Annotated in this window: 26 protein-coding genes; 13 read left to right on the top strand and 13 right to left on the bottom strand. The window is 67.6% G+C overall.

The window, feature by feature from the left end; all coding sequences use genetic code 11:
• Positions 1 to 19 precede the first annotated feature (19 nt).
• The 5 genes from G6N50_RS13450 to G6N50_RS13430 form a co-directional block, all read right to left on the bottom strand.
• Positions 20 to 697, bottom strand: a complete 678-nt coding sequence (locus G6N50_RS13450; RefSeq protein ID WP_083095377.1) for a methyltransferase family protein — start codon at positions 695 to 697, stop codon at positions 20 to 22.
• Positions 698 to 704: 7 nt separating this feature from the next.
• Positions 705 to 2,348 (bottom strand): ABC transporter permease, encoded by a 1,644-nt coding sequence (locus G6N50_RS13445; RefSeq protein ID WP_179970128.1) that lies wholly within the window; start codon positions 2,346 to 2,348, stop codon positions 705 to 707.
• Positions 2,345 to 3,298: an ABC transporter ATP-binding protein gene (locus G6N50_RS13440; protein ID WP_083095379.1), complete on the bottom strand. Its 954-nt coding sequence runs from the start codon at positions 3,296 to 3,298 to the stop codon at positions 2,345 to 2,347. Before G6N50_RS13440 ends, G6N50_RS13445 begins: the two co-directional genes overlap by 4 nt.
• Positions 3,288 to 3,926 carry a TetR/AcrR family transcriptional regulator gene (locus G6N50_RS13435; protein WP_083095380.1) on the bottom strand — a complete coding sequence of 213 codons (639 nt, stop codon included), beginning with the start codon at positions 3,924 to 3,926 and terminating at the stop codon, positions 3,288 to 3,290. The genes G6N50_RS13440 and G6N50_RS13435 overlap by 11 nt, the downstream gene beginning before the upstream one ends.
• A gap of 126 nt (positions 3,927 to 4,052) precedes the next feature.
• Positions 4,053 to 4,721, bottom strand: coding sequence for an O-methyltransferase (locus G6N50_RS13430; protein ID WP_067835811.1), 669 nt, complete (start codon positions 4,719 to 4,721; stop codon positions 4,053 to 4,055).
• Positions 4,722 to 4,923: 202 nt separating this feature from the next.
• Between G6N50_RS13430 and sigE the strand changes: the two genes are divergently transcribed.
• From sigE to tatB, 4 genes are all read left to right on the top strand, one after another.
• Positions 4,924 to 5,679 (top strand): RNA polymerase sigma factor SigE, encoded by a 756-nt coding sequence (gene sigE / locus G6N50_RS13425; RefSeq protein WP_083095381.1) that lies wholly within the window; start codon positions 4,924 to 4,926, stop codon positions 5,677 to 5,679.
• A gap of 131 nt (positions 5,680 to 5,810) precedes the next feature.
• The gene (gene rseA / locus G6N50_RS13420; RefSeq protein ID WP_083095395.1) at positions 5,811 to 6,206 is read left to right on the top strand and encodes an anti-sigma E factor RseA; all 396 of its coding nucleotides are present in this window, start codon (positions 5,811 to 5,813) and stop codon (positions 6,204 to 6,206) included.
• A 185-nt stretch (positions 6,207 to 6,391) separates the two neighbouring features.
• Positions 6,392 to 7,906 (top strand): serine protease HtrA, encoded by a 1,515-nt coding sequence (htrA, locus tag G6N50_RS13415; RefSeq protein WP_083095382.1) that lies wholly within the window; start codon positions 6,392 to 6,394, stop codon positions 7,904 to 7,906.
• Positions 7,906 to 8,310, top strand: a complete 405-nt coding sequence (gene tatB, locus G6N50_RS13410) for a Sec-independent protein translocase protein TatB (protein WP_083095383.1) — start codon at positions 7,906 to 7,908, stop codon at positions 8,308 to 8,310. Before htrA ends, tatB begins: the two co-directional genes overlap by 1 nt.
• On the opposite strand, the gene G6N50_RS13405 is transcribed toward tatB, so the two are convergent.
• The 5 genes from G6N50_RS13405 to G6N50_RS13385 all read right to left on the bottom strand — a co-directional run bounded on the left by G6N50_RS13405 (position 8,307) and on the right by G6N50_RS13385 (position 13,385).
• On the bottom strand, positions 8,307 to 9,464 hold the full coding sequence (locus tag G6N50_RS13405) for an Mrp/NBP35 family ATP-binding protein (RefSeq protein WP_142275571.1): 1,158 nt from the start codon (positions 9,462 to 9,464) through the stop codon (positions 8,307 to 8,309). The genes tatB and G6N50_RS13405 overlap by 4 nt on opposite strands.
• Positions 9,465 to 9,500: 36 nt before the next feature.
• The gene (locus G6N50_RS13400; protein WP_372510021.1) at positions 9,501 to 10,802 is read right to left on the bottom strand and encodes a lytic transglycosylase domain-containing protein; all 1,302 of its coding nucleotides are present in this window, start codon (positions 10,800 to 10,802) and stop codon (positions 9,501 to 9,503) included.
• Positions 10,803 to 10,908: 106 nt separating this feature from the next.
• Positions 10,909 to 11,451, bottom strand: a complete 543-nt coding sequence (locus G6N50_RS13395; protein ID WP_083100297.1) for a DUF1003 domain-containing protein — start codon at positions 11,449 to 11,451, stop codon at positions 10,909 to 10,911.
• Positions 11,448 to 12,755: a magnesium transporter MgtE N-terminal domain-containing protein gene (locus G6N50_RS13390; protein WP_083100295.1), complete on the bottom strand. Its 1,308-nt coding sequence runs from the start codon at positions 12,753 to 12,755 to the stop codon at positions 11,448 to 11,450. The genes G6N50_RS13395 and G6N50_RS13390 overlap by 4 nt, the downstream gene beginning before the upstream one ends.
• 48 nt (positions 12,756 to 12,803) lie before the next feature.
• Positions 12,804 to 13,385, bottom strand: coding sequence for a DUF4190 domain-containing protein (locus G6N50_RS13385; RefSeq protein ID WP_163650848.1), 582 nt, complete (start codon positions 13,383 to 13,385; stop codon positions 12,804 to 12,806).
• A gap of 234 nt (positions 13,386 to 13,619) precedes the next feature.
• Here G6N50_RS13385 and G6N50_RS13380 point away from each other — a divergent pair, with 234 nt between their 5' ends.
• Genes G6N50_RS13380 through G6N50_RS13355 form a run of 6 tightly spaced genes read left to right on the top strand, consistent with a single transcriptional unit; the run spans position 13,620 to position 19,106 of the window.
• Positions 13,620 to 14,144, top strand: coding sequence for a general stress protein (locus G6N50_RS13380; RefSeq protein WP_083100070.1), 525 nt, complete (start codon positions 13,620 to 13,622; stop codon positions 14,142 to 14,144).
• Between the two features lie 24 nt (positions 14,145 to 14,168).
• Complete coding sequence (locus tag G6N50_RS13375; protein ID WP_083100072.1) at positions 14,169 to 15,581, top strand: extracellular solute-binding protein; 1,413 nt, start codon at positions 14,169 to 14,171, stop codon at positions 15,579 to 15,581.
• The gene (locus G6N50_RS13370) at positions 15,569 to 16,492 is read left to right on the top strand and encodes a carbohydrate ABC transporter permease (protein WP_179970155.1); all 924 of its coding nucleotides are present in this window, start codon (positions 15,569 to 15,571) and stop codon (positions 16,490 to 16,492) included. Before G6N50_RS13375 ends, G6N50_RS13370 begins: the two co-directional genes overlap by 13 nt.
• The gene (locus G6N50_RS13365; protein ID WP_083100074.1) at positions 16,482 to 17,333 is read left to right on the top strand and encodes a carbohydrate ABC transporter permease; all 852 of its coding nucleotides are present in this window, start codon (positions 16,482 to 16,484) and stop codon (positions 17,331 to 17,333) included. Before G6N50_RS13370 ends, G6N50_RS13365 begins: the two co-directional genes overlap by 11 nt.
• Before the next feature lie 4 nt (positions 17,334 to 17,337).
• On the top strand, positions 17,338 to 18,516 hold the full coding sequence (locus tag G6N50_RS13360) for an ABC transporter ATP-binding protein (protein ID WP_083100076.1): 1,179 nt from the start codon (positions 17,338 to 17,340) through the stop codon (positions 18,514 to 18,516).
• Positions 18,513 to 19,106 carry a suppressor of fused domain protein gene (locus G6N50_RS13355; RefSeq protein WP_083100078.1) on the top strand — a complete coding sequence of 198 codons (594 nt, stop codon included), beginning with the start codon at positions 18,513 to 18,515 and terminating at the stop codon, positions 19,104 to 19,106. The genes G6N50_RS13360 and G6N50_RS13355 overlap by 4 nt, the downstream gene beginning before the upstream one ends.
• 25 nt (positions 19,107 to 19,131) lie before the next feature.
• Here G6N50_RS13355 and corA read toward each other — a convergent pair whose 3' ends face one another.
• Positions 19,132 to 20,232 (bottom strand): magnesium/cobalt transporter CorA, encoded by a 1,101-nt coding sequence (corA, locus tag G6N50_RS13350; RefSeq protein ID WP_083100095.1) that lies wholly within the window; start codon positions 20,230 to 20,232, stop codon positions 19,132 to 19,134.
• Between the two features lie 191 nt (positions 20,233 to 20,423).
• On the opposite strand from corA, the gene G6N50_RS13345 reads away from it, so the two are divergent.
• From G6N50_RS13345 to G6N50_RS13335, 3 genes are all read left to right on the top strand, one after another.
• On the top strand, positions 20,424 to 21,413 hold the full coding sequence (locus G6N50_RS13345; protein WP_083100083.1) for a malate dehydrogenase: 990 nt from the start codon (positions 20,424 to 20,426) through the stop codon (positions 21,411 to 21,413).
• A gap of 74 nt (positions 21,414 to 21,487) precedes the next feature.
• Complete coding sequence (locus G6N50_RS13340) at positions 21,488 to 22,696, top strand: NAD(P)-dependent malic enzyme (RefSeq protein ID WP_083100085.1); 1,209 nt, start codon at positions 21,488 to 21,490, stop codon at positions 22,694 to 22,696.
• Complete coding sequence (locus G6N50_RS13335) at positions 22,693 to 23,562, top strand: glycine betaine ABC transporter substrate-binding protein (RefSeq protein ID WP_083100087.1); 870 nt, start codon at positions 22,693 to 22,695, stop codon at positions 23,560 to 23,562. Before G6N50_RS13340 ends, G6N50_RS13335 begins: the two co-directional genes overlap by 4 nt.
• Before the next feature lie 18 nt (positions 23,563 to 23,580).
• Here G6N50_RS13335 and G6N50_RS13330 read toward each other — a convergent pair whose 3' ends face one another.
• Together G6N50_RS13330 and G6N50_RS13325 are read right to left on the bottom strand one after the other, a co-directional pair.
• Positions 23,581 to 24,432 (bottom strand): SDR family NAD(P)-dependent oxidoreductase, encoded by an 852-nt coding sequence (locus G6N50_RS13330; protein WP_083100089.1) that lies wholly within the window; start codon positions 24,430 to 24,432, stop codon positions 23,581 to 23,583.
• A 109-nt stretch (positions 24,433 to 24,541) separates the two neighbouring features.
• Positions 24,542 to 25,369 (bottom strand): SDR family NAD(P)-dependent oxidoreductase, encoded by an 828-nt coding sequence (locus G6N50_RS13325; RefSeq protein WP_083100091.1) that lies wholly within the window; start codon positions 25,367 to 25,369, stop codon positions 24,542 to 24,544.
• Between the last annotated feature and the right edge of the window lies 1 nt (position 25,370).

The raw sequence follows: 25,370 nt of genomic DNA, 5'->3' as shown, positions 1-25,370 counted from the left end.
TAAGCGGCCGGTCGGCCGGCTACCAGATGTAGGGCACCAGCCGGTAGCTCACGCGTTGGGCGTATTCGCGGTACCCGGGTAATTCCCGGTTGAGCAGCTTTTCCTCGTCGAGGATGCGCAGCGTGAGCAGCAGGGTGCCGGGGATGATGAAGAGCAGTCCCCAGTAAGAGCCGAGCGCCAGCGGGATACCGATCATCATGATCACATTTCCCACATACATCGGATGGCGCACGAACCGATAGAGACCACCGGATACGACCGTCTGGCCCTCTTCCACCCTGACCGTGGCGGCGGCATAACCGTTCTGGGTGATCACCAGCATGGCGATTCCGAGCCCCGTCCCCACCAGCACGTCGCCGAGCACCGACAGCCACGCCGGCACCGACGACCACCCGAACCGGTGATCGAACGCGCTGAACACCATCGTCGCGAACAGGCCCACGAACGAGCCGGTGATGATGAACTGCTGAGCCTTTCGGGGTTCGGCCCGAGGGCCCGCGCGCATGCGGCGCTGCAGGGCTGCGGGATTGTTGCGGGCCAGGTAGATGGTGGGGACCAGCGTCGCCACCGTGAACACGGCGATGAACAGCCACGCCCGCCAGTAGTGCAGCGTGCCGGCCGGCAGCAGGAGGATCAGGATCCAGGAGAGGATGCCCCAGACGGATGTCGCTGTCACTTGGATCGCGGTCTTTTTCATCACGCTCCTAGCAGCGAAGATCACGGCGTCGAAACGCCATCACGCCCAGAATCATCAACCCTACGTCCAGGGCCAGTAGCCATAACAGTGGTATGACGGTGAAATCGGTGCCGATCCGCGGAATGTGTGCGAAGGGTTCCAGGTCGAGCAACCACTGGGAAAACCCGGCCAACGACCCGATCAGGTACAGGGCGACGAAGCCGATCAACACACCCCAGGCCACCGGCGCCAGCCGCGGCGCGACGCCGAACACGCAGACCGTCACGGCCGACAGCAGCCAGACGGCGGGCAGTTGGACGGCCGCGCTTGCGACGACCATCGGCAGCTTGGCGCCGAGATCGCCGGCCGCGACGCCGTAGACGACACCGGCGGTCACCCCGCTGGCCAGCATCGCCGCCGCGGATCCGGCCAGCGCGGTCACCAAATGACTTGCCAGCCAACGGGTTCGGGACACAGCACCGGCGAGCACCGTTTCGGCTCGCTGGCTCGCTTCCTCCTGGTGCAACCTCAGCGTGAGCGAAACGGCGAACGCGGCGGCCGCCATGCCCATCATGGCGAACGCGACGGCGATGAACGCCTCCTCGAGGGCGCTGGTGCCGCCCATCCGCGCCACGATGTCGCGCGCCACGCCGCTGCCGCCCAGTTCGTCGCCGATACCGTGCACCACGCTGCCGATCAGCAGGCCGTACAGGCACAATCCCGCGGTCCACAGCAGCAGCGCGGCGCGGTCCAGCCGCCACGCCAGCCCGAGGGCGCTACCCAGCGCCGGGGCGGCGCTGGCGGGGCCGGGCCGCTCCGCGACGAGCCCGGCGCCGACGTCGCGGCCGGCGAGCAACCGATACGCCAGCACGGTCAGCAGGACCGTCGTCGCAAGATGCAGCAGCAGCACCCACCAGTGATCGCCCGCATAGGGTTTGACCTGCAGCGACCAGCCGAGCGGGGAGAGCCACGACAGCGTGCCGTCACCGGCGTCGCCGACGGCACGCAGGGTGAACGCTGCGCCCAGCACGGCGAACGCGGCGCCGCGGGCGAAGCGGGCGCTCGGCGACAACTGCGCGGTCACCGCGGCGACGGCGGTGAACACCAGGCCAGAGCAGGCCAGCGCCGCCGCGAACGCCAGCGACCCGGCGGCCGGGACGTCGGTGCTCAACAGGCCGGCCGCGCCGATCGCGCCGGTGGCAATCGACGCTCCGAACGACAGCAGCAGCGCCGCGCTCAGGCTGGCATAGCGGCCGATCGCGGTAGAGCCCACCAACTCGGTCCGCCCGTTCTCCTCGTCGGCGCGGGTGTGCCGAATCACCGTCAGGATGACGGCCACGGCGATCAGCACGTGAAACATCCCGGCTTTCCAAATGCCCACGGCGCCGAGGCTGTCGTTGTATACCTGGCCGTACAGGGCGCGCTGGGCCGGGCTGGCCATGATGGAAGCCGCGAACCCGCCCCGGGCGGCCGCGGTGGGGTAGACCTTCTCGATGCTCCCCACGTACACCGTGGCCAGCGGCACCGACAGCAGCAGCACCCACAGCGGCATCGAGATCCGGTCGCGGCGCAGGTAGAGCCGCAGCATCGCGAGCGTTCCGGCGAAGTTCGAATTACGAAGCGGTACAGGTGATTCTGATGCGAACGGTCGGTCCAGTGTTGTCGTGCTCATGACAGTGAAACCTTTTCCGCACCGCGTCCGTGCCGGCCGTCGCGGCCCGAGGTGTCATAGTGGCGCAGGAAAAGCTCTTCGAGGGTCGGCGGCTGGCTGACGAGACTGCGCACTCCGGCATCGCCGAGTACGCGGATGAGCTCGCCCAGGCTTTCGCTGTCGACCTGGGCGCGCAGCGTGTTGCCCTCGACGCTGACGTCCTCGACGCCTTTGATGCGCGTGAGATCACCGGGGTCGCCGGTGATTTCGGCCTTGATCGAGGTGCGGCTCAGATGCCGCATGGAGTCCAGCGAACCGCTTTCGATGGTCTTGCCGGCCCGGATAATCGTCACCCGTCCGCACAACGCCTCCGTTTCGGCCAGGATGTGGCTGGACAGCAACACCGTCGCGCCCCGGTCGCGGGCCTCCGCCACGCATTGCTGAAACACGTTCTCCATCAAAGGGTCCAGGCCGCTGCTCGGCTCATCCAGGAGCAGCAGGCTGGCGTGCGACGAGAACGCCGAAATCAGCGAGACCTTCTGGCGGTTGCCCTTCGAATACGTGCGTGCCCTCTTATGCGGGTCCAGGTCGAAGCGCTCGATCAGCTCGGCACGGCGCTTGTTGTCGATGCCACCCCGCATGCGGGCCAGCAGGTCGATGGTCTCACCACCGGTCAGGGACGGCCACAGCGTCACATCACCTGGAACGTAGGCGATTTGGCGATGCAGGCCGACCGCCTGGGTCCACGGGTCGCCACCAAGCAGGCGCACACTGCCGCCGTCGGCCTTCACCAGCCCGAGCAGGATGCGAATGGTCGTCGACTTACCGGCGCCGTTGGGCCCGAGGAACCCGTGGACTTCTCCTTGCTGCACCGTGAGGTTCAGGCCGTCCAGCGCCCGCACCGCACCGAAATTCTTTCTGAGACCGCGGATCTCGATGGGTGCAGAACCAGCGGAGTTTTCAGTCGGCATCAGATTCTCCTTGATCTTCGGCGGCCAGGAACGCGTCGTACATGGTCCGGTCGGTCAGTAGTCCCGCGGTGTAGACCTCGAGTGCGGGCAAAACCATGTCGCGCGAATAATCACGCAGCACCGCACGCAGATCCGTTGGCGTTTCGTGCATCTGGATGTACAGCAGCAAGCCCCCGCCGCCGGTGATCGCCAGGTAGCGCGCCCTGGCCTTGGGGTCGCGGCTGGGCTTGATCCTCCCGGCGCGAACGCCCTCCTCCATGTATTCCTCGGCGTTGTCGATCATCCTGCGCCACAGCATGTTCGCCAGGTCCCCACCGGTCTGCATGCTGCGCACCAGGTACGCCATCAGCGGTGCGTACTCCTCGATCTCAGCCATCTGGGCGAACCACGTGGCCGGGTCGTTGGACTGCAGCGCCTCGGATTTGCTGTCGCGGATCGTCTCGGCGATGTACTCCTCGCAGGCCTTGCGCAGGCCCTCCTTGGAGCCGAAGTGGTGGATCACCAGCGCGGCACTCACGCCGGCCGATTCGGCGATGGTGCGAAGTCCGACGCCGAATCCGTGGTCGCCGAATTGCTCGATGGCCGCATCTCGGATCCGGGCGGCGGCCGTCAGGTCGGCTGAACGCATGTTCAGTAGGCTAAACGCGTGTTCAGTGCGCGGTCAAGGAAGGCGCGCGTCAAGAATTCATAAATCTGATCGGCCCCGCGAAAGTTCGTGCTCGCGGCCCGAGGGAGCGAGCGGTAAGGCCGCGATTCAGTCGCGGACGGCGGCCAGAATCCCGTCGCCGAGCGGCACCAGCGCAGGGGTGAGCCGCTCATCCTCGGCGATCAGGCGCGCCGCCTCCCGCACCGCGACCACCTCGGCGTCGCGGGCGGCCGGATCGCCGGCCCGCCCGCCCAGCGCGGCTCGGTGCACCACGATCACGCCGCCGGAGCGCAACAGCCGAACGCCCTCGACGACGTAATCGGGCTGATCGATCGGGTCGGCGTCGATGAACACCAAGTCGTAAGACTCGTCGGCGAGCCGGGTGAGCACCTCTTGGGCGCGGCCACCGATCAGCCGGGTGCGCGACGGGCCGATGCCCGCTTCGGTGAATGCCTGCTTGGCCAGCCGCAGATACTCGGGCTCGATGTCGATCGTCGTCAAGACGCCGTCGTCACTCATGCCGGACAACAGCCACAGCCCGCTGACGCCGGCGCCGGTGCCCACCTCGGCGATGGCCTTGCCGCCGCTGAGCTTGGTGAGCAGGCTCAGCAAGGCGCCGACCGCCGGCGTCACCGCACCGGCACCGATGTCCATGGCCCGCTCGCGGGCGGCCGCCAACAGCGCGTCTTCGGATATCGAGCTTTCGGCGTGCGCGAAGAGCGACTCGCCCCGGCTGGGTGCTGCCTGGCCGGGGGCTTCTGCGTCGGTGCCGTCCATGCCCGCAGCGTATTCCACTTCGCCGCGCAGTCCGTCAGGCGCGCCTGAATCCGGCCGTGGTGACACGCGCAACGGGCCCCACGCGTTTAAGGTCACTGCGCGGTGGATATCTCCTGCACAGCGCAGGTAACGATACGGTTTCTCAGGTACAGCTCAGATAGTTCCTATATCGCACATACTCCGGTACGCGACGGTAGGCCCTATGGATCGCGGAGGGCATTGGACCGGGAATACCGATTGGGACCTACCTGTTGCGGTCAATGACGAAGTGCCAGTGCTAGGCACGCCGGATTCGGAGGACTCGATCATCGCCACGCTTCTCAGCCCTTCCAGCATGTCTCACGCGCAGGAGCTCCCCACCGACGGGTGGGTGGAGCCGTCCGACGCGCTGCAGGGGACCGCGGTATTCGACGCGACCGGAGACAAGGCGGCCATGCCGTCCTGGGACGAGTTGGTGCGCCAGCACGCCGACCGGGTGTACCGGCTGGCCTACCGGCTTTCCGGCAATCAGCACGACGCCGAAGACCTGACCCAGGAAACCTTCATCCGGGTCTTCCGGTCGGTGCAGAACTACCAGCCGGGAACGTTCGAAGGGTGGCTGCACCGCATTACCACCAACCTGTTCCTGGACATGGTGCGCCGGCGCTCGCGCATCCGGATGGAGGCGCTGCCCGAGGATTACGAGCGGGTGCCCGCCGACGAACCCAACCCCGAGCAGATCTACCACGACTCGCGGCTGGGGCCGGACCTGCAGGCCGCGCTGGATTCGCTGCCGCCGGAGTTTCGTGCCGCCGTCGTCCTGTGCGACATCGAAGGCTTGTCCTACGAGGAGATCGGGGCCACGTTGGGAGTCAAGCTGGGCACCGTGCGCAGCCGCATTCACCGCGGGCGTCAGGCGCTGCGGGACTACCTCACCGCGCACCCCGATCACGACGCGTCGCGCGCCCAGTCGGCGTAACGACGGAGGGCCCGCCTAACGTTCGGGCACCTATTCAGCGGCTTTTGCGGCCTTCGCCCCGCTATTGGGCGCCCGCTCGCGCTACATTCGAGATAAGGCGGCAATAAGAATCCAGTGGCGAGGAGTTGGTGATGCCCGATCGAGGACATGTGTTCCGTCGCGCGTTCTCCTGGCTCCCCGCTCAGTTCGCCTCCCAAAGTAACGCGCCGATCGGTGCCCCGCGCCAGTTCGGATCGACCGAGCACCTGTCCGTCGAGGCGATCGCGGCGTTCGTCGACGGCGAGCTGCGGATGAACGCACACCTGCGGGCCGCGCACCACCTGTCGTTGTGCGCCCAGTGTGCGGCCGAGGTCGACGACCAGAGCCGGGCGCGCGCGGCGCTGCGCGACTCGCGCCCGATCCGTATCCCAAGCGCGCTGCTCGGCATGCTCGCTGACATTCCCTTCGAATCGCCCGACGATCCTTCCGGGCAGTCATCCGACCGTTTCGCCGACCGTGACGCCCGTGAGCGGCGTAAGCGCCGGTAGCGCTTTCTGATCGAAACCCCGCGATTGATCCGCCCCCGCGCCGTGCAGCCACCCCACATGCGCGTTCATGCCGACCAACGGCGCGCCGTGGATACTAGGGTGGACACGGACAACGCCCCTGCCGCGTATTTCGCCCGGTAAAGGCCCGTCTCGAGCGCTCAAGTAGAGGATCCAAAAGGGACAACGTGACCTCCGACCAAGGCTACGACCAAGCAAAAGACAGCGGCAACCGCTTAGCGCCGCGCCCCATCTCGCGTCCGCCGGTCGACCCCGCATCGCGTCGGGAGTTCGGTCGTCCCGACGGGCTGCGGGGGTCGTTCGTGGCCGAACGGGTCCGTCCGCAGAAGTATCGGGACCAGGCCGAATTCCGGCCGAGCGGCCGACCGGCCGACCCGGTCCTGGAGGAGGCGTTCCACCGGCCGGACGGTAGCGCCGACTCGCTGCAGCGCCACCCGGTGGACGCCAACGCGCTGGCCGCCGAGAAAGACGGTGTGGATCGCGACGAGCTTGACGATCCCTGGCGAGACCCGGGTGCCGCGGCGGCGCTGGGCACACCGGCGGTGGCACCGTCGCGATCCGGGACCGCGCTGGGCTACGGCGGCAAGCTGGGCGTGCGCGACGTGTTGTTCGGCGGCAAGGTGTCCTACCTCGCGTTGCTGGTCCTGCTGCTGATCGCGTTGGTCATCGGAGTGCTCGGCGGTGTCATCGGTCGCAAGACGGCCGAAGTCGCCGAGGCGTTCACCACCTCGAAGGTGACGCTGTCGACCAGCGGCAACGGCGAAGGCCCGGCCGGCCGCTTCGCCAAGGTGGCGGCCGCGACGGCGGGCGCCGTGGTGACCATCGAGTCCAAGAGCGACCAGGAGGGCATGCAGGGCTCCGGCGTCGTGATCGACGGCCGCGGCTACATCGTCACCAACAACCACGTCATCTCCGAAGCGGCGAACAACCCGAGCCAGTTCAAGACGACGGTGGTTTTCAACGACGGCAAAGAGGTGCCCGCGAACCTGGTGGGCCGCGACCCCAAGACCGACCTGGCCGTGCTGAAGGTCGACAACGTCGACAACCTGTCGGTGGCGCGCCTCGGCGATTCCGACAAGGTGCGGGTGGGTGACGAGGTGCTGGCCGCGGGTGCACCGCTGGGACTGCGCAGCACCGTGACCCACGGCATCATCAGCGCCCTGCACCGACCGGTGCCGCTGTCGGGGGAGGGCTCGGACACCGACACGGTGATCGACGCGCTGCAGACCGACGCCTCGATCAACCATGGAAACTCCGGTGGTCCGCTGATCGACATGGATTCCCAGGTGATCGGCATCGACACCGCGGGTAAGTCGTTGTCCGACAGCGCAAGTGGGCTGGGCTTCGCGATCCCGATCAACGAGGCCAAAGAGGTCGCTCAGACGCTGATCAAGGACGGCAAGATCGTGCACCCGACGCTGGGGGTCAGCACCCGGTCGGTGAGCAACGCGATCGCCTCCGGCGCGCAGGTGGCCAACGTGAAGGCGGGCAGCCCCGCGCAAAAGGGCGGAATCCTGGAGAACGACGTCGTCGTCAAGGTCGGTAACCGCAAGGTCGCCGACGCCGACGAGTTCGTCGTCGCCGTGCGCCAGCTGACCATCGGCCAGGATTCGCCGATCGAGGTCGTCCGCGACGGGCGGCACGTCACGCTGACCGTCAAACCCGATCCCGACGGCAGCTGATGTTTGGCAGCCTGAGCTGGGAGCACATGCTCGTCCTCGTGGTGGTCGGGCTGGTGGTCCTGGGGCCGGAGCGGCTGCCGGGCGCCATCCGGTGGACGTCGAACGCCTTGCGTCAGGCGCGTGACTACCTCAGCGGCATGACCAGCCAGCTGCGCGAGGACCTCGGACCCGAGTTCGACGATCTGCGCGTGCCATTGAGCGAACTGCAGAAGCTACGGGGCATGACACCGCGTGCGGCGCTGACCAAGCATCTGCTGGACGGCGACGATTCCTTCTTGACCGGCAGCTTCGACCGGCCCGTCAATGGCGCGCCGCCCAAGCCGGAGACAACACCGCCGCCGCAGCAGCCGCCGCAGCCGGTGCAGCAGCACGGCCCGGCGCCGTTCGACGCCGACGCGACCTAGCGCCGCGTCGGATCGAGCCCGAGCGATACACCGGCGAGTCCCCGCTTGCGCGACGACAAGCTGTCGGCGACCCCGCGCAGCGCCTTGCCCACCGGCGAATCGGGCGCGCTGAGCACCAGCGGTGTGCCGGAATCACCCGCGGCCACCAGCTCGGGATCCAGCGGGATCTGTCCCAGCAGTGGCACATCGGCGCCGACTGCCCGGGAGAGCCGCTCGGCCACCTGCTGGCCACCGCCCTCGCCGAACACCTGCAGCGTGGTGCCGTCGGGCAGGGTCAGCCCCGACATGTTCTCCACGACGCCGACGACCCGCTGGCGGGTCTGCAGCGCGATGCTGCCGGCCCGCTCGGCGACCTCGGCCGCGGCCAGCTGGGGCGTCGTCACCACCAGAATCTCCGCGTTCGGAATCAGCTGCGCCACCGAGATGGCGATGTCGCCGGTGCCCGGCGGCAGGTCGAGCAGCAGCACGTCCAGATCGCCCCAATAGACGTCGGCCAGGAACTGCTGCAGCGCCCGGTGCAGCATTGGCCCGCGCCATACCACCGGGGTGTTGCCCTGGGTGAATTGCGCGATGGAGATGACACGCACCTCGTGCGCGATGGGCGGCAGGATCATTGACTCGACCTGGGTGGGCCGCTCGGTGGTGCCCATCATCCGGGGGATGGAATGGCCGTGGATATCGGCGTCCAGCACTCCGACCGACAGGCCGCGGGCCGCCATCGACGCGGCCAGGTTGACCGTGACGGTGGACTTGCCGACGCCGCCCTTCCCGGACGCGACGGCGTAGACCCGCGTCAGCGAATTCGGTTGCGCGAAGGGGATAACGGGCTCGCGGGCATCACCGCGCAACTGCTTGCGCAACTCGGTTCGCTGCTCGTCGTTCATTACGTCCAAGGTGACTTTGACCGCGCCGGTACCCGGCACGTCGGAGACCGCCTGGCTGACGCGGTCACTGATCTCGGTTTTCTTCGGGCAGCTGGCGGTGGTGAGGTAGATCGCGACGTGCACCGCGCCGTCCGGCTCGGTGTCGATGCTCTTGACCATCCCGAGTTCGGTGATCGGACGCCGCAGTTCGGGGTCGATCACCTTGCCCAGGGCGGTGCGGATAGCCGCGTTCAGGTCGGCTGCTGAGTCAGAAGAGTTATGGCGGGACATCACCGCCGAGTGTAGGCGTGTGGGAGGGGGGCCTGATCAGTTGGCCGGGCCCGGCCCGTGCTGATTCGGTTTGGGCGCGCCGGCTCCCGCGCCCGACGGGCTCGCGGTGTTGGGCGCGGGTGCGGCTTGCGAGGGTCCGGCAGCCTGGGGCGCCGGAGGGGGACCGGCGTCCGGGGGCGGCGGCGCACCGAACGGCGGGGGCGGCGGGGCGAACGGCGGCGGGCCCGAGGGCGGCGCACTCTGCGAACTGATGCAGATCACCGTGCAACCGACTTGCGCCGGCGTCTGCGCAGGCGTGGGCGTCATCCACGGGAACATCGGTGGGGGACTGACGGACGCGGGGCTGCTCAAGTCGATCAGCGGGACGCGCGCCAGCGGGTCGTCCAGCGGCAGGCCGTTGATGTTCATCGGCAGGTTGGGTCCGAGCCCTTCGGGGTGCTCGAGGTGTGCGTCGCCCAGCGGCGGCGGCGGTCCGGTCATCGGCGGCAGGTCGACCGGCACGACGCCGGTGGCGTAGGCCGCCGCCCAGCCCAGCACGTTCTGCGCGTAGGGCATCGAGTTGTTGTAGCGCAGGATCGCGGTCAAAACCTGCGACTGCTCGCGCAGGTTGAGTCCGCCGCTGCACAGGTACCGGGCGGCCGCCAGGGTGGCGTCGAAGATGTTCTGCGGATCCGCGACGCCGTCGCCCTTGCCGTCGGAGGCGTAGCGCGCCCAGGTCCCTGGCAGGAACTGCATCGGCCCCATCGCGCGGGCGTAGGTGACGCGGTTGCCGGCGCTGCTCTGGATGATCGTCTCGTTGCCCGGCAGCGTGCCGTCCAGGGACGGGCCGTAGATCGGGGTGATCGCGGTGCCGCGTGCGTCGACCGCGCCGCCGCCCGCGTGGCCCGATTCGATGCGCCCGATTCCGGCCAGCAGGTTCCAGCTGACGCCGCAGCCCGGGGCGGCGACGGCCATCTTCTGTTCCGCATTGCGGTAGGCGGCCAGCGCGATGCTCGGAATGCCCAGCGCGCCTGGCGCGTTCACGATTCTCGCCGGCGGCGGAGCGGACAACGCGGGCTCGGCGACGTGAAAGACGGTCGGGTCGCGGTCGATCGCGACGACGGCGGGCCCGGTGAGGTCGGGGAAGGACGGGGAGACCGCAGCCACCGGGGTGACGGCCGCATGCACCGGCGGCGACATTCGCACCGGAAGCGAAGGAGCCGCCGCGCTGACCGCCCCCGCGAAGACCAGCGGACTGATTGCTGCTACGCCGAATATCGGCTTGCGCGTGTTCCGAAGTGCTCGCGGCCGCACCCTCGCGGCGGCGGAGCTTTCACTCCGGCTTCCCCCAATGCGCACTCGACCGTCCTAGATGTGTGAGCTGGGTCCACTTTCTCTGAGCTCGGTGAACCAGATCACCATACATAACCCTTGTGACACGAGTGGCGCAATGGTCAAACGGTTCTCACCTGGATTTCTTAGCCGCTTTTTCCAGCCCTTCGCCACCCTGAATCTGGTCGGCATCCGCGGTTTCCGGCCGCATGTCCGCCAGCAGTCCGCGTAGGTCATCGAGCTCGTGGCGCAGGTATTCACGCGTCGCCACCTCGCCGACGGCCAGCCGCACGGCGGCCAGTTCGCGGGCCAGATACTCGGTGTCGGCCTTGGTCTGCGCGGCCCTCCGGCGGTCGTCTTCGAGTGCGACGCGGTCCCGGTTCTCCTGACGGTTCTGCGCCAGCAGAATCAGCGGCGCCGCGTAGGCGGCCTGCGTGGAGAAGGCCAGGTTCAGCAGGATGAACGGATAGGGATCCCAGCGCAGTCCCACGGCGAACAGGTTCAGCGCGATCCACACGAAAACGACGATCGTCTGCAGCAGCAGGTACCGGCCGGTGCCGAAGAAACGCGCGATCGACTCGGTGAACTGCCCGACGGTCTCGGGATCCAGCTTCGGCGAGTACCGGCGCGAGGTCCGCGGCGTGTAGAGCCCCCGCGGGGCCGTGGACCTGCTCACACGCTTCCTGCCAAACCGCCGAGCGGGCCGGCGGTGTCGAGGTCCTGCATGTCCACCCGCCAGTCGTGCGGCAGCAGGTGGTCGAGCAGGTCGTCGACCGTGACCGCGCCCAGCAGGTGTTTCTCGTCGTCGACCACGGGTCCGCACACCAGGTTGTACGCGGCCAGGTAGCGGGTCACCGAGACCAGCGGTGTCTCCGGCGTCAAGGTGAGCAGGTCGCTGTCGACGATCCCGCCCACCAGTTCGCCGGGGGGCTCCCGCAGCAGCCGCTGCAGTGCCACACATCCCAGGTAGCGGCCTGTGGGGGTGGCCGTGGGCGGACGCACCACGAACACCATGGACGACAGTGCGGCGCTGAGGTCGGGATCGCGGACGCGGGCCAGCGCCTCGGCGACCGCCGTGTCCGGGGTCAGCACCACCGGGTCCGAGGTCATCAAGCCGCCCGCGGTGTCGGGCGAGTGGGTGAGCAGCCGGCGCACCGAGGCGGAATCCCCCGGATCCATGCGGGTCAGCAGCATCTCGGCGTCGGTCGGATTCAGCACGCCGAGCAGGTCGGCCGCATCGTCGGGATCCATCTCCTCGAGCACGTCGGCGGATCGCTCGGTGCCCAGCTGCGACAGCACGTCGGCCTGATCCAACTCGGGCAGCTCCTGCAGGATGTCCGCCAGCCGGTCGTCGTTGAGCGCTTTGAGCACCTCGTAGCGGCGCTTGGGCGGCAGTCCGCGGATGGCGTCGGCCACGTCGACCGGTTTGCGGCCCTCGAACTGGTCCAGCAGTTGTGCCACGCCTTGGCCCGGCAGGGCCAGGGCCGACGGGGTCAAGCCCTGCACATTGCGCCAGTCCACGACGTTTGCCGGGCCCCGCCGTCCCAGCCGGCGCTGGCTGCGCACCGCGACCCGGCTCACCATCCAGTCACGCGTTCGGGTCTGCTCGATGCCCAGGTCGGTGACCACCACGTCCAGGCCGGCCAGCTCCGGCAACTCGGGGTCGTTGACCTTGACGACGGTGTCCAGCACCTGGCCGATCGCCAGCACCTCGCCGGGCCGCTGCGCGAAATGGCGCAGGGACACGGTCCCGCTGCTCAGCGTCACGGCGTTGGGTTCGATGGAGGCGACCCGCAGGATCGGGATGAAGATGCTGCGTCGCGTCGCCAGGTCGACGACCAGCCCCAGCACGCGCGGTTGCTGGCGCACGATGCTCATGCTGATCACGACATCGCGCACCCGCCCGACGGATTCGCCGAACGGTCCCAACACCAACATCCGCGACAGCCGTGCGATGTACACCCTGTTGACCGATCCCATGGCAGTAAAGCCTAGGCAGCCGCCGACCCGATGGCCGACAACCCGGCGCTAATGCGTGTGCAACGCGAAGAGCACGACCACCACATCCACCACCAGGAGGGCGATTCCGATCACGATGCCGGCGACCGCCAGACCGAAGCCGTCCTGACGAGTCCGCTTGATCTGATCCAGGGCGATCGCACCCAGCACCATGGCCAGGATCGAGCCGATGAAGCACAGCAGGCCGGTGAAGGACGCGATGAGGGACGCAATCGCCAGCGCGTTCGTTCCGGCCTGTGGCTGTCCCGCAGGTCCGTAGCCGCTCTGGTAATCCGGCGCCGGGTAGTAGCCGCCCGGATAGGTGGGGGGCCCGTAGGTGGGTGGGCCGCCGTACGGCGGGGGCGGGGGGTAGGCGGGTCCGCCATACCCGGGCGGTTGCTCGTACCCGGGTGGCGGCACAGCGGGCGGTGGGTAGGGATAGCCCGGCGGGGGGTACGTCGGCGGCGCTGCTTCGCCCGTCGGCGGCGCAGCGGGCGGTTCCCAGGGGGCGTTCGGATCCGGCCGTCCGGGGGCCCCGCTGGCGGCGGGGGGCGAGTCGGCGTCGTCGTCGTCGTGGGCGCCCTCGCCGAAGCCGCCCCCGGGAGTTGTCATGGTGTTCAACCTAACCCATGCGCAGGTGGGGCGGGTGGCGCCGCGAATCACCACCGTGCGGGCGCGGATGCCGGGCCGGTTTCGGGGCGGTCCCAAGCGAAATCTTGGCCCGTCGCGGCGCCGGGCCCGGATTCAGCCGTCAGGCAACGCCGTGTTTTCGCAGGTGACGATGATCGATAGGGTGAGGAGGCCCTGAGATGAAACGACGGCCGAGGCGGAGGACAATGAGCGGCGATGACTAATCCTTTCCAGCCTGGGCAGGTTCCCGGCTCGACGCCTCCGGGTGCAGCCGGGCGGCGCGGGGCGCCCGGACTACCGACACCTCCGAAGGGCTGGCCGGTCGGGTCGTACCCCACCTACGCCGAGGCGCAGCGCGCCGTCGACTACCTGTCCGACCAGCAGTTCCCGGTACAACAGGTGACCATCGTCGGCGTCGACCTGATGCAGGTGGAGCGGGTCACCGGCAGGCTGACGTGGCCGAAGGTGCTTGGTGGCGGCGTGCTGAGCGGGGCGTGGCTGGGGTTGTTCATCGGGCTGGTGCTGGGCTTCTTCAGTCCCAATCCGTGGGGGGCGCTGGCCACGGGTCTGGTCGCCGGTGTCTTCTTCGGGCTGATCACTTCCGCCGTTCCTTATTCGATGGCCCGTGGCACAAGGGATTTCAGCTCGACGATGCAGCTGGTTGCCGGGCGCTACGACGTGCTCTGCGATCCGCAGAACGCAGAAAAGGCGCGGGACCTGTTGGCGCGCTTGGCGATCTGAGGCGCGCACGAGAGGTGTGAATAGGTGGTGAGTCGTCGCGGGCGCGTGCGCCGGCTGAGCGCAATCGCGCTGGCGACGGTGATCATCTCCTCGGCGGTATCGGCGTGCGGTTCCGGTGCGCACGGCCTGGTCATCAGCTTCTACACGACGGCCGCCGACGGTGCGACGTTCACCGCGGTCGCCCAGGACTGCAACAAACAATTTGAGGGCCGCTTCGCCATCCAGCAGATCAGTCTGCCCCGTGCTCCCGGCGAGCAGCGTTTGCAGTTGGCCCGCCGACTGACCGGTCACGACCGCACGCTGGACGTGATGTCGCTGGACGTGGTGTGGACGGCCGAGTTCGCCGAAGCGGGTTGGGCACTACCGCTTTCCGATGATCCCGAAGGCCGCGCCGAGGCCGACGCAACAGTGGATACGTTGCCCGGCCCACTGTCGACGGCGCGCTGGCAAGGCCGGCTGTTCGGCGCGCCCGTCACCACGAATACCGAATTGCTATGGTATCGAACCGATTTGGTGACCCAGCCGCCGAGGACCTGGGACGCGATGGTGTCCGAGGCGACCAGATTGCACGCCGCGGGGCAGCCCAGCTGGATCGGCGTGCAGGCCAATGAGGGTGAAGGCCTGGTGGTTTGGTTCAACACCCTGCTGGTGAGTGGGGGCGGTCAGGTCCTCTCCGACGACGGCCGCCGCGTCACGCTCACCGATACGCCGGCCCACCGGGCGGCCACCATCAATGCGCTGCGAATCCTCAAATCGGTTGCCGTCGCGCCCGGGGCCGATCCGTCGATCAGCCGAACCGACGAGAGCACCGCGCGGTTGGCGGTCGAGCAAGGCCGGGCCGCGCTCGCGGTCAACTGGCCATACGCGCTGGCGTCCATGCTGGAGAACGCGGTGAAGGGCGGGGTGCCCTTCCTGCCGCTCAACCGGGATCCGAGGCTGGCCGGAAGCATCAACGACGCCGGGATTTTCGTGCCCAGCGACGAGCAATTTCGTGTCGCGTATCAAGCCAGCCAGAAGGTTTTCGGCTTCGCGCCGTATCCCGGTGTGGCGCCTGGCCGTCCGGCCAAGGTGACGATCGGCGGGGCGAACCTGGCGGTGGCCAGCACCACCCGCCACCGTGCCGAAGCCTTCGAAGCCATCCGCTGCCTGCGCAACTTGCAGCATCAGAAGTACGTTGCGATCGAAGGCGGCCTGCCCCCGGTGCGCACCTCGCTGTACTCCGATTCGCAGTTCCAGGCCAAATATCCGATGTACACCATCATTCGCCGGCAGCTCACCGACGCCGCGGTGCGCCCGGCGACGCCGGTCTACCAGGGTGTGGCCATCCGGCTCGCCGCGACGCTAAGCCCGATCAACCAGATCGACCCCGAGCGGACCGCCGACGAGCTCAGCACCCAGGTGCAGAAGGCGATCGACGGGAAGGGATTGTTGCCGTGACCCGCAGCCGACGGCCCACCGTGCTGCCACGGTTGCGCGGCCGGCCCGCCGAACGGCGACTGGCGCTGCTTCTGGTCGCACCGGCGGCGATCCTGATGCTGGCGGTGACGGCATACCCGATCGGCTACGCCGTGTGGTTGAGCCTGCAGCGCAACAACCTTGCCGTCCCCGATGACACCGCATTCGTCGGCCTGAACAATTACGTGACGATCCTGACCGACCGTTATTGGTGGACCGCACTGGCGGTGACGCTGGGCATCACCGTGGTCTCGGTGTCCCTCGAATTCGTGCTGGGCCTGGCGCTGGCGCTGGTGATGCACCGCACCCTGGTCGGCAATGGCCTGGTGCGCACCGCGGTCCTCATCCCGTACGGCATCGTCACCGTGGTCGCGTCGTACAGCTGGTATTACGCATGGACACCGGGCACCGGCTATCTGGCCAACCTGCTGCCGCAGGGCAGTGCGCCACTGACCGAACAGATCCCGTCGCTGGCGATCGTCGTCGTGGCCGAGGTCTGGAAAACCACACCGTTCATGTCGCTGCTGCTGCTGGCCGGCCTGGCCCTGGTACCGGAGGACCTGCTGAAAGCCGCCCAGGTCGACGGCGCCGGCGCGTGGCGGCGGCTGACCGGAGTCACCCTGCCGATCATCAAGCCGGCGGTGGTGGTCGCGTTGTTGTTCCGGACCCTGGACGCGTTCCGCATTTTCGACAACATCTACGTGATCACCAACGGCGCCAACAACACCGGATCGGTGTCGATGCTGGGCTACGACAACCTGTTCAAGGGCTTCAACGTCGGGCTCGGCTCGGCGATCAGCGTGCTGATCTTCGTCTGTGTGGGTCTCATCGCGCTGCTCTTCATCAAGGTGTTCGGCGCGGCAGCGCCCGGGGGTGACGTCGATGGCCGCTGATTCCGCGGGCCTTTCGACGGGTGCGCGGCGCACCGCGATCTGGGCCGTCATCGACACCCTGGTGGTGGTGTATGCGCTCCTACCGGTTCTGTGGATCTTCAGTCTGTCCGTGAAGCCGAGCTCAACGGTCAAGGACGGCAAGCTGATTCCGTCGTCGGTATCCCTGGACAACTATCGCGGCATCTTCCGCGGCGACTTTTTCAGTTCGGCGCTGATCAACTCCATCGGGATCGGTTTGATCACCACCGCGATCGCAGTGGTGCTCGGTGCGATGGCGGCGTACGCGATCGCCCGGCTGGACTTTCCCGGCAAGCGGTTGCTGGTCGGCGCCACGCTGCTGATCACGATGTTCCCCGCGATCTCGCTGGTGACACCGCTGTTCAACATCGAACGCTTCATCGGATTGTTCGACACCTGGCCGGGCTTGATCCTGCCCTACATCACGTTCGCACTGCCGCTCGCGATCTACACGCTGTCCGCCTTCTTCCGGGAGATCCCTTGGGATCTGGAGAAGGCGGCGAAGATGGACGGCGCCACGCCGGCTCAGGCCTTCCGCAAGGTCATCGTGCCGCTGGCGGCGCCCGGTGTGGTGACCGCGGCGATCCTGGTGTTCATCTTCGCCTGGAACGACCTGCTGTTGGCGTTGACGCTGACGGCCACCAAGGCGGCCATTACCGCACCGGTGGCGATCGTGAACTTCAGCGGTAGTTCCCAGTTCGAGGAGCCGACCGGCTCGATCGCGGCCGGTGCCGTGGTGATCACGGTCCCCATCATCGTTTTTGTTCTAATCTTCCAACGACGAATCGTCGCCGGGTTGACCTCTGGCGCTGTGAAGGGATAACTCGATGGCCGAGATTGTGCTGGACCATGTCAGCAAGAGTTACCCCGGCGGCGCCACCGCGGTGCACGAACTGAACCTCACCATTGCCGACGGTGAATTCCTGATTCTGGTCGGCCCGTCGGGCTGCGGCAAGACCACGACGTTGAATATGATTGCCGGGCTTGAGGACATCTCATCCGGTGAGCTGCGCATCGGCGGTGAGCGGGTGAACGAGAAGGCGCCCAAAGACCGCGATATCGCGATGGTGTTCCAGTCCTATGCGCTGTACCCGCACATGACGGTGCGCCAGAACATCGCCTTTCCGTTGACGCTGGCCAAGATGAAGAAGTCCGAGATCGCCCAGAAGGTCGAGGAGACGGCGAAAACCCTTGACCTGACCGAGTTTCTGGACCGCAAGCCATCGCAGTTGTCCGGGGGGCAGCGGCAGCGGGTGGCCATGGGTCGCGCAATCGTGCGGCATCCCAAGGCGTTTCTGATGGACGAGCCGCTGTCGAATCTCGACGCCAAATTGCGGGTGCAGATGCGCGGTGAGATCGCCAGGCTGCAGAAGAGGCTGGGTACCACGACGGTCTACGTGACCCACGACCAGACCGAGGCCATGACCCTGGGTGACCGGGTGGTGGTGATGCTTTCCGGGGTTGCGCAACAGGTCGGAACCCCGGACGAGTTGTACGAGCACCCGGCCAACCTGTTCGTCGCCGGTTTCATCGGTTCGCCGGCGATGAATTTCTTCCCCGGCACGCTGACCCCCGTTGGACTCAAACTGCCGTTCGGCGAGGTGATGCTGGCACCGGACGTGCACGAGGTGATCGGCCGGCACCCCGAGCCGGCGAACGTCATCGTCGGCGTACGGCCCGAGCATCTTTCCGACGCTGCACTGATCGACGGCTACCAGCGCATCAAGGCGCTGACCTTCGAGGTGAAGGTCGACTTGGTCGAGTCGCTGGGCGCGGACAAGTACGTCTACTTCTCCACCGCGGCGTGGGCGGCGCACTCGGCTCAGTTGGACGAGCTGGCCGCCGAGTCGGATGCCCACGAAAACCAGTTCGTGGCAAGGGTTCCCGCCGAATCGAAAGCGGCGATCGGGCAGTCGATCGAGTTGGCGTTCGACACCACCAAGCTGGTGGTCTTCGATGCGGACTCCGGGGCCAACCTGACCATCGCGCCCTCCGGGACACCATGACAGACGACTTGAATCGGGTGCGCGCGCATCTGCAGGCTCACTTCAACGACCCCGAGCCCGACGCGGCGAGCGTGACATTTCTGGGCACCGAGACCATCGAGGTGCTGCGTTTCCGCGAACCGGACGGGACGGTGGACTACGTCACGTTGGGCTGCTCACGCCATCCGATGACCGAGCCGACGCTGGATATCGCCGACCCGTTGCGCGGTCCGCGGGCTGAAATCGTGCTGCAGCTACGCGATCCGGGTTCGATCTCCGGGATTGCGCGCAGCCTGGCGATCCTGGCGGCGGCTCCGGCCGTCGACGGTATGGTGCTGAGCGCCGACGCGCTGGTCGATCTCGGTTCGCCGCTGTGGGCGTCCCCGACGTCGCGGGTGCCGTTCACGGCTGTGCTGTTGGGCCGCAGCGAGATCGGCGATCTGCCGCTAGATCCGCCCCGCGACCCGGTGCAGTTCCTGTCGGCGACCCCCATCACCGCAACAGAAGCGGCGTGGGTGCGGCTCAAGGGCGCCGAGGCGATGCGACAAGCGTGGGACAACGACGGCGTCGATGTGCTAGACCCGAATCGCCCTGCCGCACAGCCTAATTGATGCCTCGGCGCCGATCCCTCGCGCGCTAGAGCCAGTTGTTGCGCCGGAACTGGAAGTACAGGCCCACGCAGGCGACGGTCATCAGGGCCACGATGCTCGGGTACCCCCACGTCCAGTTCAGCTCGGGCATGAAATGAAAGTTCATCCCGTAGATGGCGGCGACCATGGTGGGCACCGCCAAAATACCGGCCCAGGCCGCCATCTTGCGCATGTCGTTGTTCTGCTGCATCCCGACCCGCGCCAAGGCCGCCTGGATCAACGAGTTGAGCATGTCGTCGTAGCTGGCGATCTGGTCCGCGGCCTCGGAGTGGTGGTCGGCGACGTCGCGCAGATAGCGCCGCACTTCTTTGGAAATGACGTCCTTGTTGTCCATCTGGATCCGGTGAAACGCCGCCGACAGCGGCGTGACGCACCGGCGCAACTCGACCACCTCACGCTTGAGCAGATAGATCGGCTCGACGTCGATCTTGCTGCCTGGGGCGAACGCCAGCCCCTCGATGCTGTCGATATCGGACAGCAGCAAACTGCTCACCTCGAGATAGTGGTCCACCACATGGTCGGCGATCGCGTGCATCACCGCGTAGGGCCCCAACCGCATCTGCTCGGGGTCGCCATCCATTCGCTTGCGCACATCGGACAACCCGCCGTGTTCGCCGTGGCGGACCGTGACCACAAAATCCGCGCCGACGAAGATCATGATCTCGCCGGTCTCGACGATCTCGCGGGCCAGCACCACCGATTCGTGGGGCACGTAGTTGACGGTCTTGAGGACGAGAAACAGGGTGTCGTCGTAGCGCTCCACCTTGGGCCGCTGATGGGCGCAGACCGCGTCCTCCACGGCCAGCGCGTGCAGCCCGAACACGTCGGCGACTTCCTGCATCTCGGATTGGCTGGGTTCGCGCAGACCCACCCAGACGAATCCCTCGTGTCCCAGCGATTCGACCTCGCGGACCTTCTCCAGTGCGGCGGCGTAGCCGAACTTGCCGGGCAACCGCTGACCGTCGGCGTAGACGGCGCAGTCAACCAGCGTCTCTTTGGGCGGTTGCGGTGCCGGGCTCGGCTTGGGTTGCGGTTCGTGCGCGAGGGGCCGAAGGGCTTCGGGTAATGCGTCAAATCCTTGGAACACAGCCACCTCCCACCAAACGCAGGTCCGACCGGAGCGGTGCTCCATGCTACGCGTCCCGCCTGTTGCGGGCATGACGATCCGGTGTCGGGAAAGCCCTGGTAGCGGACCGGAGATCGAGGGCCGAGCAGAGTGCGCTAGTTTCGAGCCGAAACCCGAATCTGCACGAACTTCTCCACAAGGAGTAAATCGACGTGAGCGCAAGTCCTCTCAAGGTCGCTGTCACCGGCGCCGCCGGCCAGATCGGCTACAGCCTCTTGTTCCGCCTGGCTAGCGGCTCGTTGCTGGGCCCCGACCGCCCGATCGAGCTGCGCCTCCTTGAGATCGAGCCCGCGCTCAAGGCGCTGGAGGGCGTCGTGATGGAGCTGGACGACTGCGCGTTCCCGTTGCTGTCCGGCGTCCAGATCGGCGCGGACGCCAGCAAGATCTTCGACGGTGTCAACCTGGCGCTGCTGGTCGGCGCGCGGCCCCGCGGCCCGGGCATGGAGCGCAGTGATCTGCTGGAGGCCAACGGCGCGATCTTCACCGCGCAGGGCAAGGCCCTGAACTCCGTCGCCGCCGATGACGTCCGCATCGGCGTGACCGGCAACCCGGCCAACACCAACGCGCTGATCGCGCTGAGCAACGCCCCCGACATCCCCAAGGAGCGGTTCTCGGCGTTGACCCGCCTGGACCACAACCGGGCGATCTCGCAGCTGGCCCGCAAGACCGGCGCGGCGGTCACCGACATCAAGAAGATGACGATCTGGGGCAACCACTCGGCCACCCAGTACCCCGACATCTTCCACGCCGAGGTCGGCGGCAAGAACGCGGCCGAAGTGGTCAACGACCAGAACTGGATCGAGAACGACTTCATCCCGACGGTCGCCAAGCGCGGCGCGGCGATCATCGACGCGCGTGGCGCCTCCTCGGCCGCCTCGGCGGCCTCGGCCACCGTCGATGCCGCCCGTTCCTGGCTGCTGGGCAGCCCGGAGGGCGATTGGGTCTCGATGGCGGTGTTCTCCGACGGTTCCTACGGCGTGCCCGAGGGCATCGTGTCGTCGTTCCCGGTCACCACCGAGGACGGGAACTGGTCGATCGTGCAGGGGCTGGAGATCGACGAGTTCTCCCGCGGCCGCATCGACAAGACCACCGCCGAGCTGGTCGACGAGCGCGCCGCCGTCACCGAGCTCAAGCTGATCTAGCGGCCTGCGGGGACGGCACTGAGACCTACCTCACCAATTAGGCCTACAAATGGGTAGTCAGTACCCTGAAGCGCGTGTCCGAATTGCTTGAATCGATACAGAACCACGCAGAGCAGGGCGTGATCACTGACGCGGAGATCTTCGAGGCACACGTAGGCGGCAAGCTTTCCGTGGGCCTGACGTCCCCGCTGGACACCCAACGCGCTTTGTCGATCGCCTACACGCCCGGTGTGGCACAGGTCAGCCGGGCGATCGCCGCCGACCACGCCCAGGCGGCCCGCTACACGTGGGCGAACCGGCTGGTGGCCGTGGTCAGCGACGGCAGTGCGGTGCTGGGCCTCGGCGACATCGGGCCCGCGGCGTCGCTGCCGGTGATGGAGGGCAAGTGCGCCCTGTTCCAGGCGTACGGCGGGCTGAACGCCATCCCCCTCGTGCTGGACACCAAGGATCCCGACGAGATCGTGGAGACTTTGGTGCGCCTGCGCCCGACGTTCGGCGCGGTCAACCTCGAGGACATCTCGGCACCGCGCTGCTTCGAGATCGAGCGTCGCCTCATCGAGGCGCTGGACTGCCCGGTGATGCACGACGACCAGCACGGCACGGCGATCGTGGTGCTGGCCGCGCTGATGGGTGCCGGCAAGCTGCTCGGCCGCGACATGACCTCGCTGAAGGTGGTGGTGTCCGGAGCCGGGGCGGCCGGTGTCGCGTGCACCAATCTCCTTATGGTGATGGGTGTTTCGGATATCACCGTGCTCGACTCGCGCGGGATTCTGCACACCGGTCGCGACGACATGAACGACGTCAAGTTGGCTCTGGCGCAGCGCACCAACCCCGCGGGCCTGACCGGCAGCCTGGGCGAAGCCATCCGGGGCGCCGACGTGTTCCTCGGGCTGTCGGGGGGCGTCGTCCCCGAGGAGATGATCGCCACCATGGCACCCGGCGGCATCGTATTCGCGCTGTCCAACCCCGATCCGGAGATCCACCCGCACATCGCCGCCAAGTACGCCGCGGTGGTGGCCACCGGCCGCAGCGATTTCCCCAACCAGATCAACAACGTGCTGGCCTTCCCCGGGGTGTTCCGCGGTGCGCTGGAAGCGGGTGCCCGCCGGATCACCGAAAAGATGATGGTCGTCGCGGCCGAGGCGATCTTCTCCGTCGTCAGTGACGACCTCGCGCTCGACCGGATCGTCCCCAGCCCGCTGGACACCCGGGTCAGTGAAGCGGTCGCCACCGCGGTGGCGCTGGCCACAGAACCTTCAGACACTTCCGTTTCCGGGGGGTGAGAATCGGCAGGCTGGCGGTGCCGCTGCTCGCCGCCGTACTCGCCGTGGCCGGTTGCGCAACCGACACCGGTGACCGTCGCGCCCGTGCCGAGGTGGTGGTCGGATCCCGGCCCGACGCCGATTCGGCGTTGCTGGCCGGCGTCTACGTCGCCGCCCTGCGGTCATACGGGTTCGGTGCGCGGACCGCGACCGCGGCCGACCCGAAGCCGCAATTGGATTCCGGCGCATTCACCGTCGTGCCCGCCTTCACCGGCCGCACGTTGCAGACCCTGCAGCCCGGCGCGACGGCGATGTCGGACAAAGACGTCTATCGCGCGATGATCGCGGCGCTGCCCGAGGGCGTCGTCGCGGGCGACTACACGACGGCCGCCGAAGACAAACCCGTGTTGCTGGTGAGTCAGTCCACCGCCAAGGCGTGGGGAGGCAGCGACGTCAGCGCGGATCTGAGCACGCTGCCCCAACACTGCGGCGGCCTCGTCGTCGGGACTTTCGCCGGGCACCAGGAACCGTCGACGGTCGGCTCCTGCCGGCTGCCCGCCCCGCGCGAATTCCCGGATGCCGCAATGCTGTTCGGCGCCATCCGGGCCGGACAGCTGACCGCGGGGTGGACCACCACCGCCGACCCCGGCACTCCCGGCGACCTGGTCGCGCTGGCCGACGGCAAACCCGCCCTGGTCCGCGCGGAGAACGTGGTGCCGCTGTATCGCCGCAACGCGCTCAGCGATCGGCAGTTGCTGGCGATCAACGAAGTGGCCGGCGTGTTGGACACCGCGGCCCTGGTCGAGATGCGCCGGCAGGTGCGTAGCGGTGCCGACCCGCAGGCGGTGGCGGGCGGCTGGCTGGCCGAGCATCCGCTCGGCCGCTGACACCCAGGGCCCAGGGGGTTAGCGCTTCGGCAGTAACCGGTGTACGAACTGCTGCAGCCGGCTCATCACGGGCCCGCCCAGCAGTCGCTCGTAGTTCGGCCCGGCAACCCGCACCAACAGGTCCATCGCCTTCACGTCGGGACCGACCAGCACCCGGGGCTTGTTCTTGCGCACGCCCTCGAGGATGAGCTGCGCGGCTCGCTGCGGGCTGGTCTTGGCCTGCTGCTCCTCGAACAGGCTGGCCAGCTCGGCGTGGTCGAGCCCCTCCACTCCGCTGGCGTTGCGGGCAAACGCGGTCTTGATGCCACCCGGATGCACGGTCGTCACCCGCACCGGGTGACCGGCGCGCGCCATCTCCTGATGCAGCGCCTCGGTGAAACCCCGGACGGCGAACTTGGCCGAGACGTAGGCCGCCTGGCCGGGCGCCGAAAACAGTCCGAGCGCGCTCGAGATGTTGATGACGTGTCCGTCGCCGGAGGCGATCAGGTGCGGAAGGAACGCCTTGGTGCCGTTGACGACGCCCCAATAGTCGACGTCGATCACCCGCTCGATGTCCTTGAACCGGCTGTCCTCGATGGATCCGATGAACGTGATGCCGGCGTTGTTGTAGATCTGGTTGACCTTGCCGAAGTGCTCGTTGACCGCATCGGCGTAGGTCAGGAAGGCCCCACGCTCGGTCACGTCGAGGCGATCCGACTTGACGGGTGCCCCGATCGCCTGCAACTGCTCCGCGGTCTGCGCCAGCCCGTCGGTGTCGACGTCGCTGATCGCCACTGTGGCACCCGCCCGGCCCAGCTCAACCGCCAGCGCCTGGCCGATGCCCGAACCCGCGCCGGTGACGACGGCGACCTTGCCGGCGAACGTATCCATGGAACACTCCTCGTGGCGGATTGACCGCTTGACGTTAATCGTTACCAGCGATGCCGGCTACAGCAGGGCGAAATGCTGATTGGGCGATCGCGCCGCCTTGAGACATCGATCACTGCTTCGGTAGCAACCGACCCATGACCGGCCCGAACAGCTGTTGGTAACCCGGCCCCGCCAGCCGCACCAAGATGTCCAGGATCTTGGCGTCCGAGCCGACCAGCACCCGTGCCTTCTTCTTGCGCACCGCGTCCAGGATGATCTGGGCGGCGCGGTGTGGAGTGGTCTTGGCCAGCCTCTTGTCGAACAATTTGGCCAGCTCGGCCTGGTCGAGTCCCTCGGCGGCGGTGGCATTGCGCGCGATCGCGGTCTTGATGCCGCCGGGATGCACCGTGGTCACCGCCACCGGGTGGCCGGCGGCCACCATTTCCTGTCGCAGCGCCTCGGTGAAACCCCGCACGGCGAACTTGGCCGAGTTGTAGGCCGCCTGCCCGGGCACCGAAAAGAGCCCGAACACGCTGGACACGTTGACGACGTGTCCGTCGCCCGAGGCGATCAGGTGCGGAAGGAACGCCTTGGTGCCGTTGACGACGCCCCAGAAGTCGACGTCCATCACCCGTTCGATGTCCTTGAACTGGCTGACTTCGACGTCGCCCGTGAAGGCGATGCCGGCATTGTTGTAGACCTGGTTGACCTTGCCGAAGTGCTCTTTGACCTCGTCGGCGTAGGCCAGGAAGGCCTCGCGCTCGGTCACGTCGAGCCGATTCGACTTGAACACCGCGCCGATCGCCTTCAACTGCTCCTCGGTGTGGGCCAGACCCTCGAGGTCGACGTCGCTGATCGCCACCTTGGCGCCCGAGCGGGCCAACTCCAGGGCCAGCGCCTGCCCGATACCTGAACCCGCGCCCGTCACCACCGCGACCTTGCCGGCGAACCCTTGCATG

It is taken from the genome of Mycobacterium mantenii, assembly GCF_010731775.1.
Classification (GTDB): Bacteria; Actinomycetota; Actinomycetes; order Mycobacteriales; family Mycobacteriaceae; genus Mycobacterium; species Mycobacterium mantenii.
The sequence above is the reverse complement of the archived record's forward strand: the minus strand, read 5'-3'. Positions and strand labels throughout refer to the sequence as shown.

Excerpts from the sequence above, each read along its gene's own strand:
- G6N50_RS13450 (WP_083095377.1), bottom strand. The coding sequence starts at position 697 with ATGAAAAAGACCGCGATCCAAGTGACAGCGACATCCGTCTGGGGCATC.
- G6N50_RS13445 (WP_179970128.1), bottom strand. The coding sequence starts at position 2,348 with ATGAGCACGACAACACTGGACCGACCGTTCGCATCAGAATCACCTGTA.
- G6N50_RS13440 (WP_083095379.1), bottom strand. The coding sequence starts at position 3,298 with ATGCCGACTGAAAACTCCGCTGGTTCTGCACCCATCGAGATCCGCGGT.
- G6N50_RS13435 (WP_083095380.1), bottom strand. The coding sequence starts at position 3,926 with ATGCGTTCAGCCGACCTGACGGCCGCCGCCCGGATCCGAGATGCGGCC.
- G6N50_RS13430 (WP_067835811.1), bottom strand. The coding sequence starts at position 4,721 with ATGGACGGCACCGACGCAGAAGCCCCCGGCCAGGCAGCACCCAGCCGG.
- sigE (WP_083095381.1), top strand. The coding sequence starts at position 4,924 with ATGGATCGCGGAGGGCATTGGACCGGGAATACCGATTGGGACCTACCT.
- rseA (WP_083095395.1), top strand. The coding sequence starts at position 5,811 with ATGCCCGATCGAGGACATGTGTTCCGTCGCGCGTTCTCCTGGCTCCCC.
- tatB (WP_083095383.1), top strand. The coding sequence starts at position 7,906 with ATGTTTGGCAGCCTGAGCTGGGAGCACATGCTCGTCCTCGTGGTGGTC.
- G6N50_RS13405 (WP_142275571.1), bottom strand. The coding sequence starts at position 9,464 with ATGTCCCGCCATAACTCTTCTGACTCAGCAGCCGACCTGAACGCGGCT.
- G6N50_RS13390 (WP_083100295.1), bottom strand. The coding sequence starts at position 12,755 with ATGGGATCGGTCAACAGGGTGTACATCGCACGGCTGTCGCGGATGTTG.
- G6N50_RS13385 (WP_163650848.1), bottom strand. The coding sequence starts at position 13,385 with ATGACAACTCCCGGGGGCGGCTTCGGCGAGGGCGCCCACGACGACGAC.
- G6N50_RS13380 (WP_083100070.1), top strand. The coding sequence starts at position 13,620 with ATGACTAATCCTTTCCAGCCTGGGCAGGTTCCCGGCTCGACGCCTCCG.
- G6N50_RS13365 (WP_083100074.1), top strand. The coding sequence starts at position 16,482 with ATGGCCGCTGATTCCGCGGGCCTTTCGACGGGTGCGCGGCGCACCGCG.
- G6N50_RS13360 (WP_083100076.1), top strand. The coding sequence starts at position 17,338 with ATGGCCGAGATTGTGCTGGACCATGTCAGCAAGAGTTACCCCGGCGGC.
- G6N50_RS13355 (WP_083100078.1), top strand. The coding sequence starts at position 18,513 with ATGACAGACGACTTGAATCGGGTGCGCGCGCATCTGCAGGCTCACTTC.
- G6N50_RS13330 (WP_083100089.1), bottom strand. The coding sequence starts at position 24,432 with ATGGATACGTTCGCCGGCAAGGTCGCCGTCGTCACCGGCGCGGGTTCG.
- G6N50_RS13325 (WP_083100091.1), bottom strand. The coding sequence starts at position 25,369 with ATGCAAGGGTTCGCCGGCAAGGTCGCGGTGGTGACGGGCGCGGGTTCA.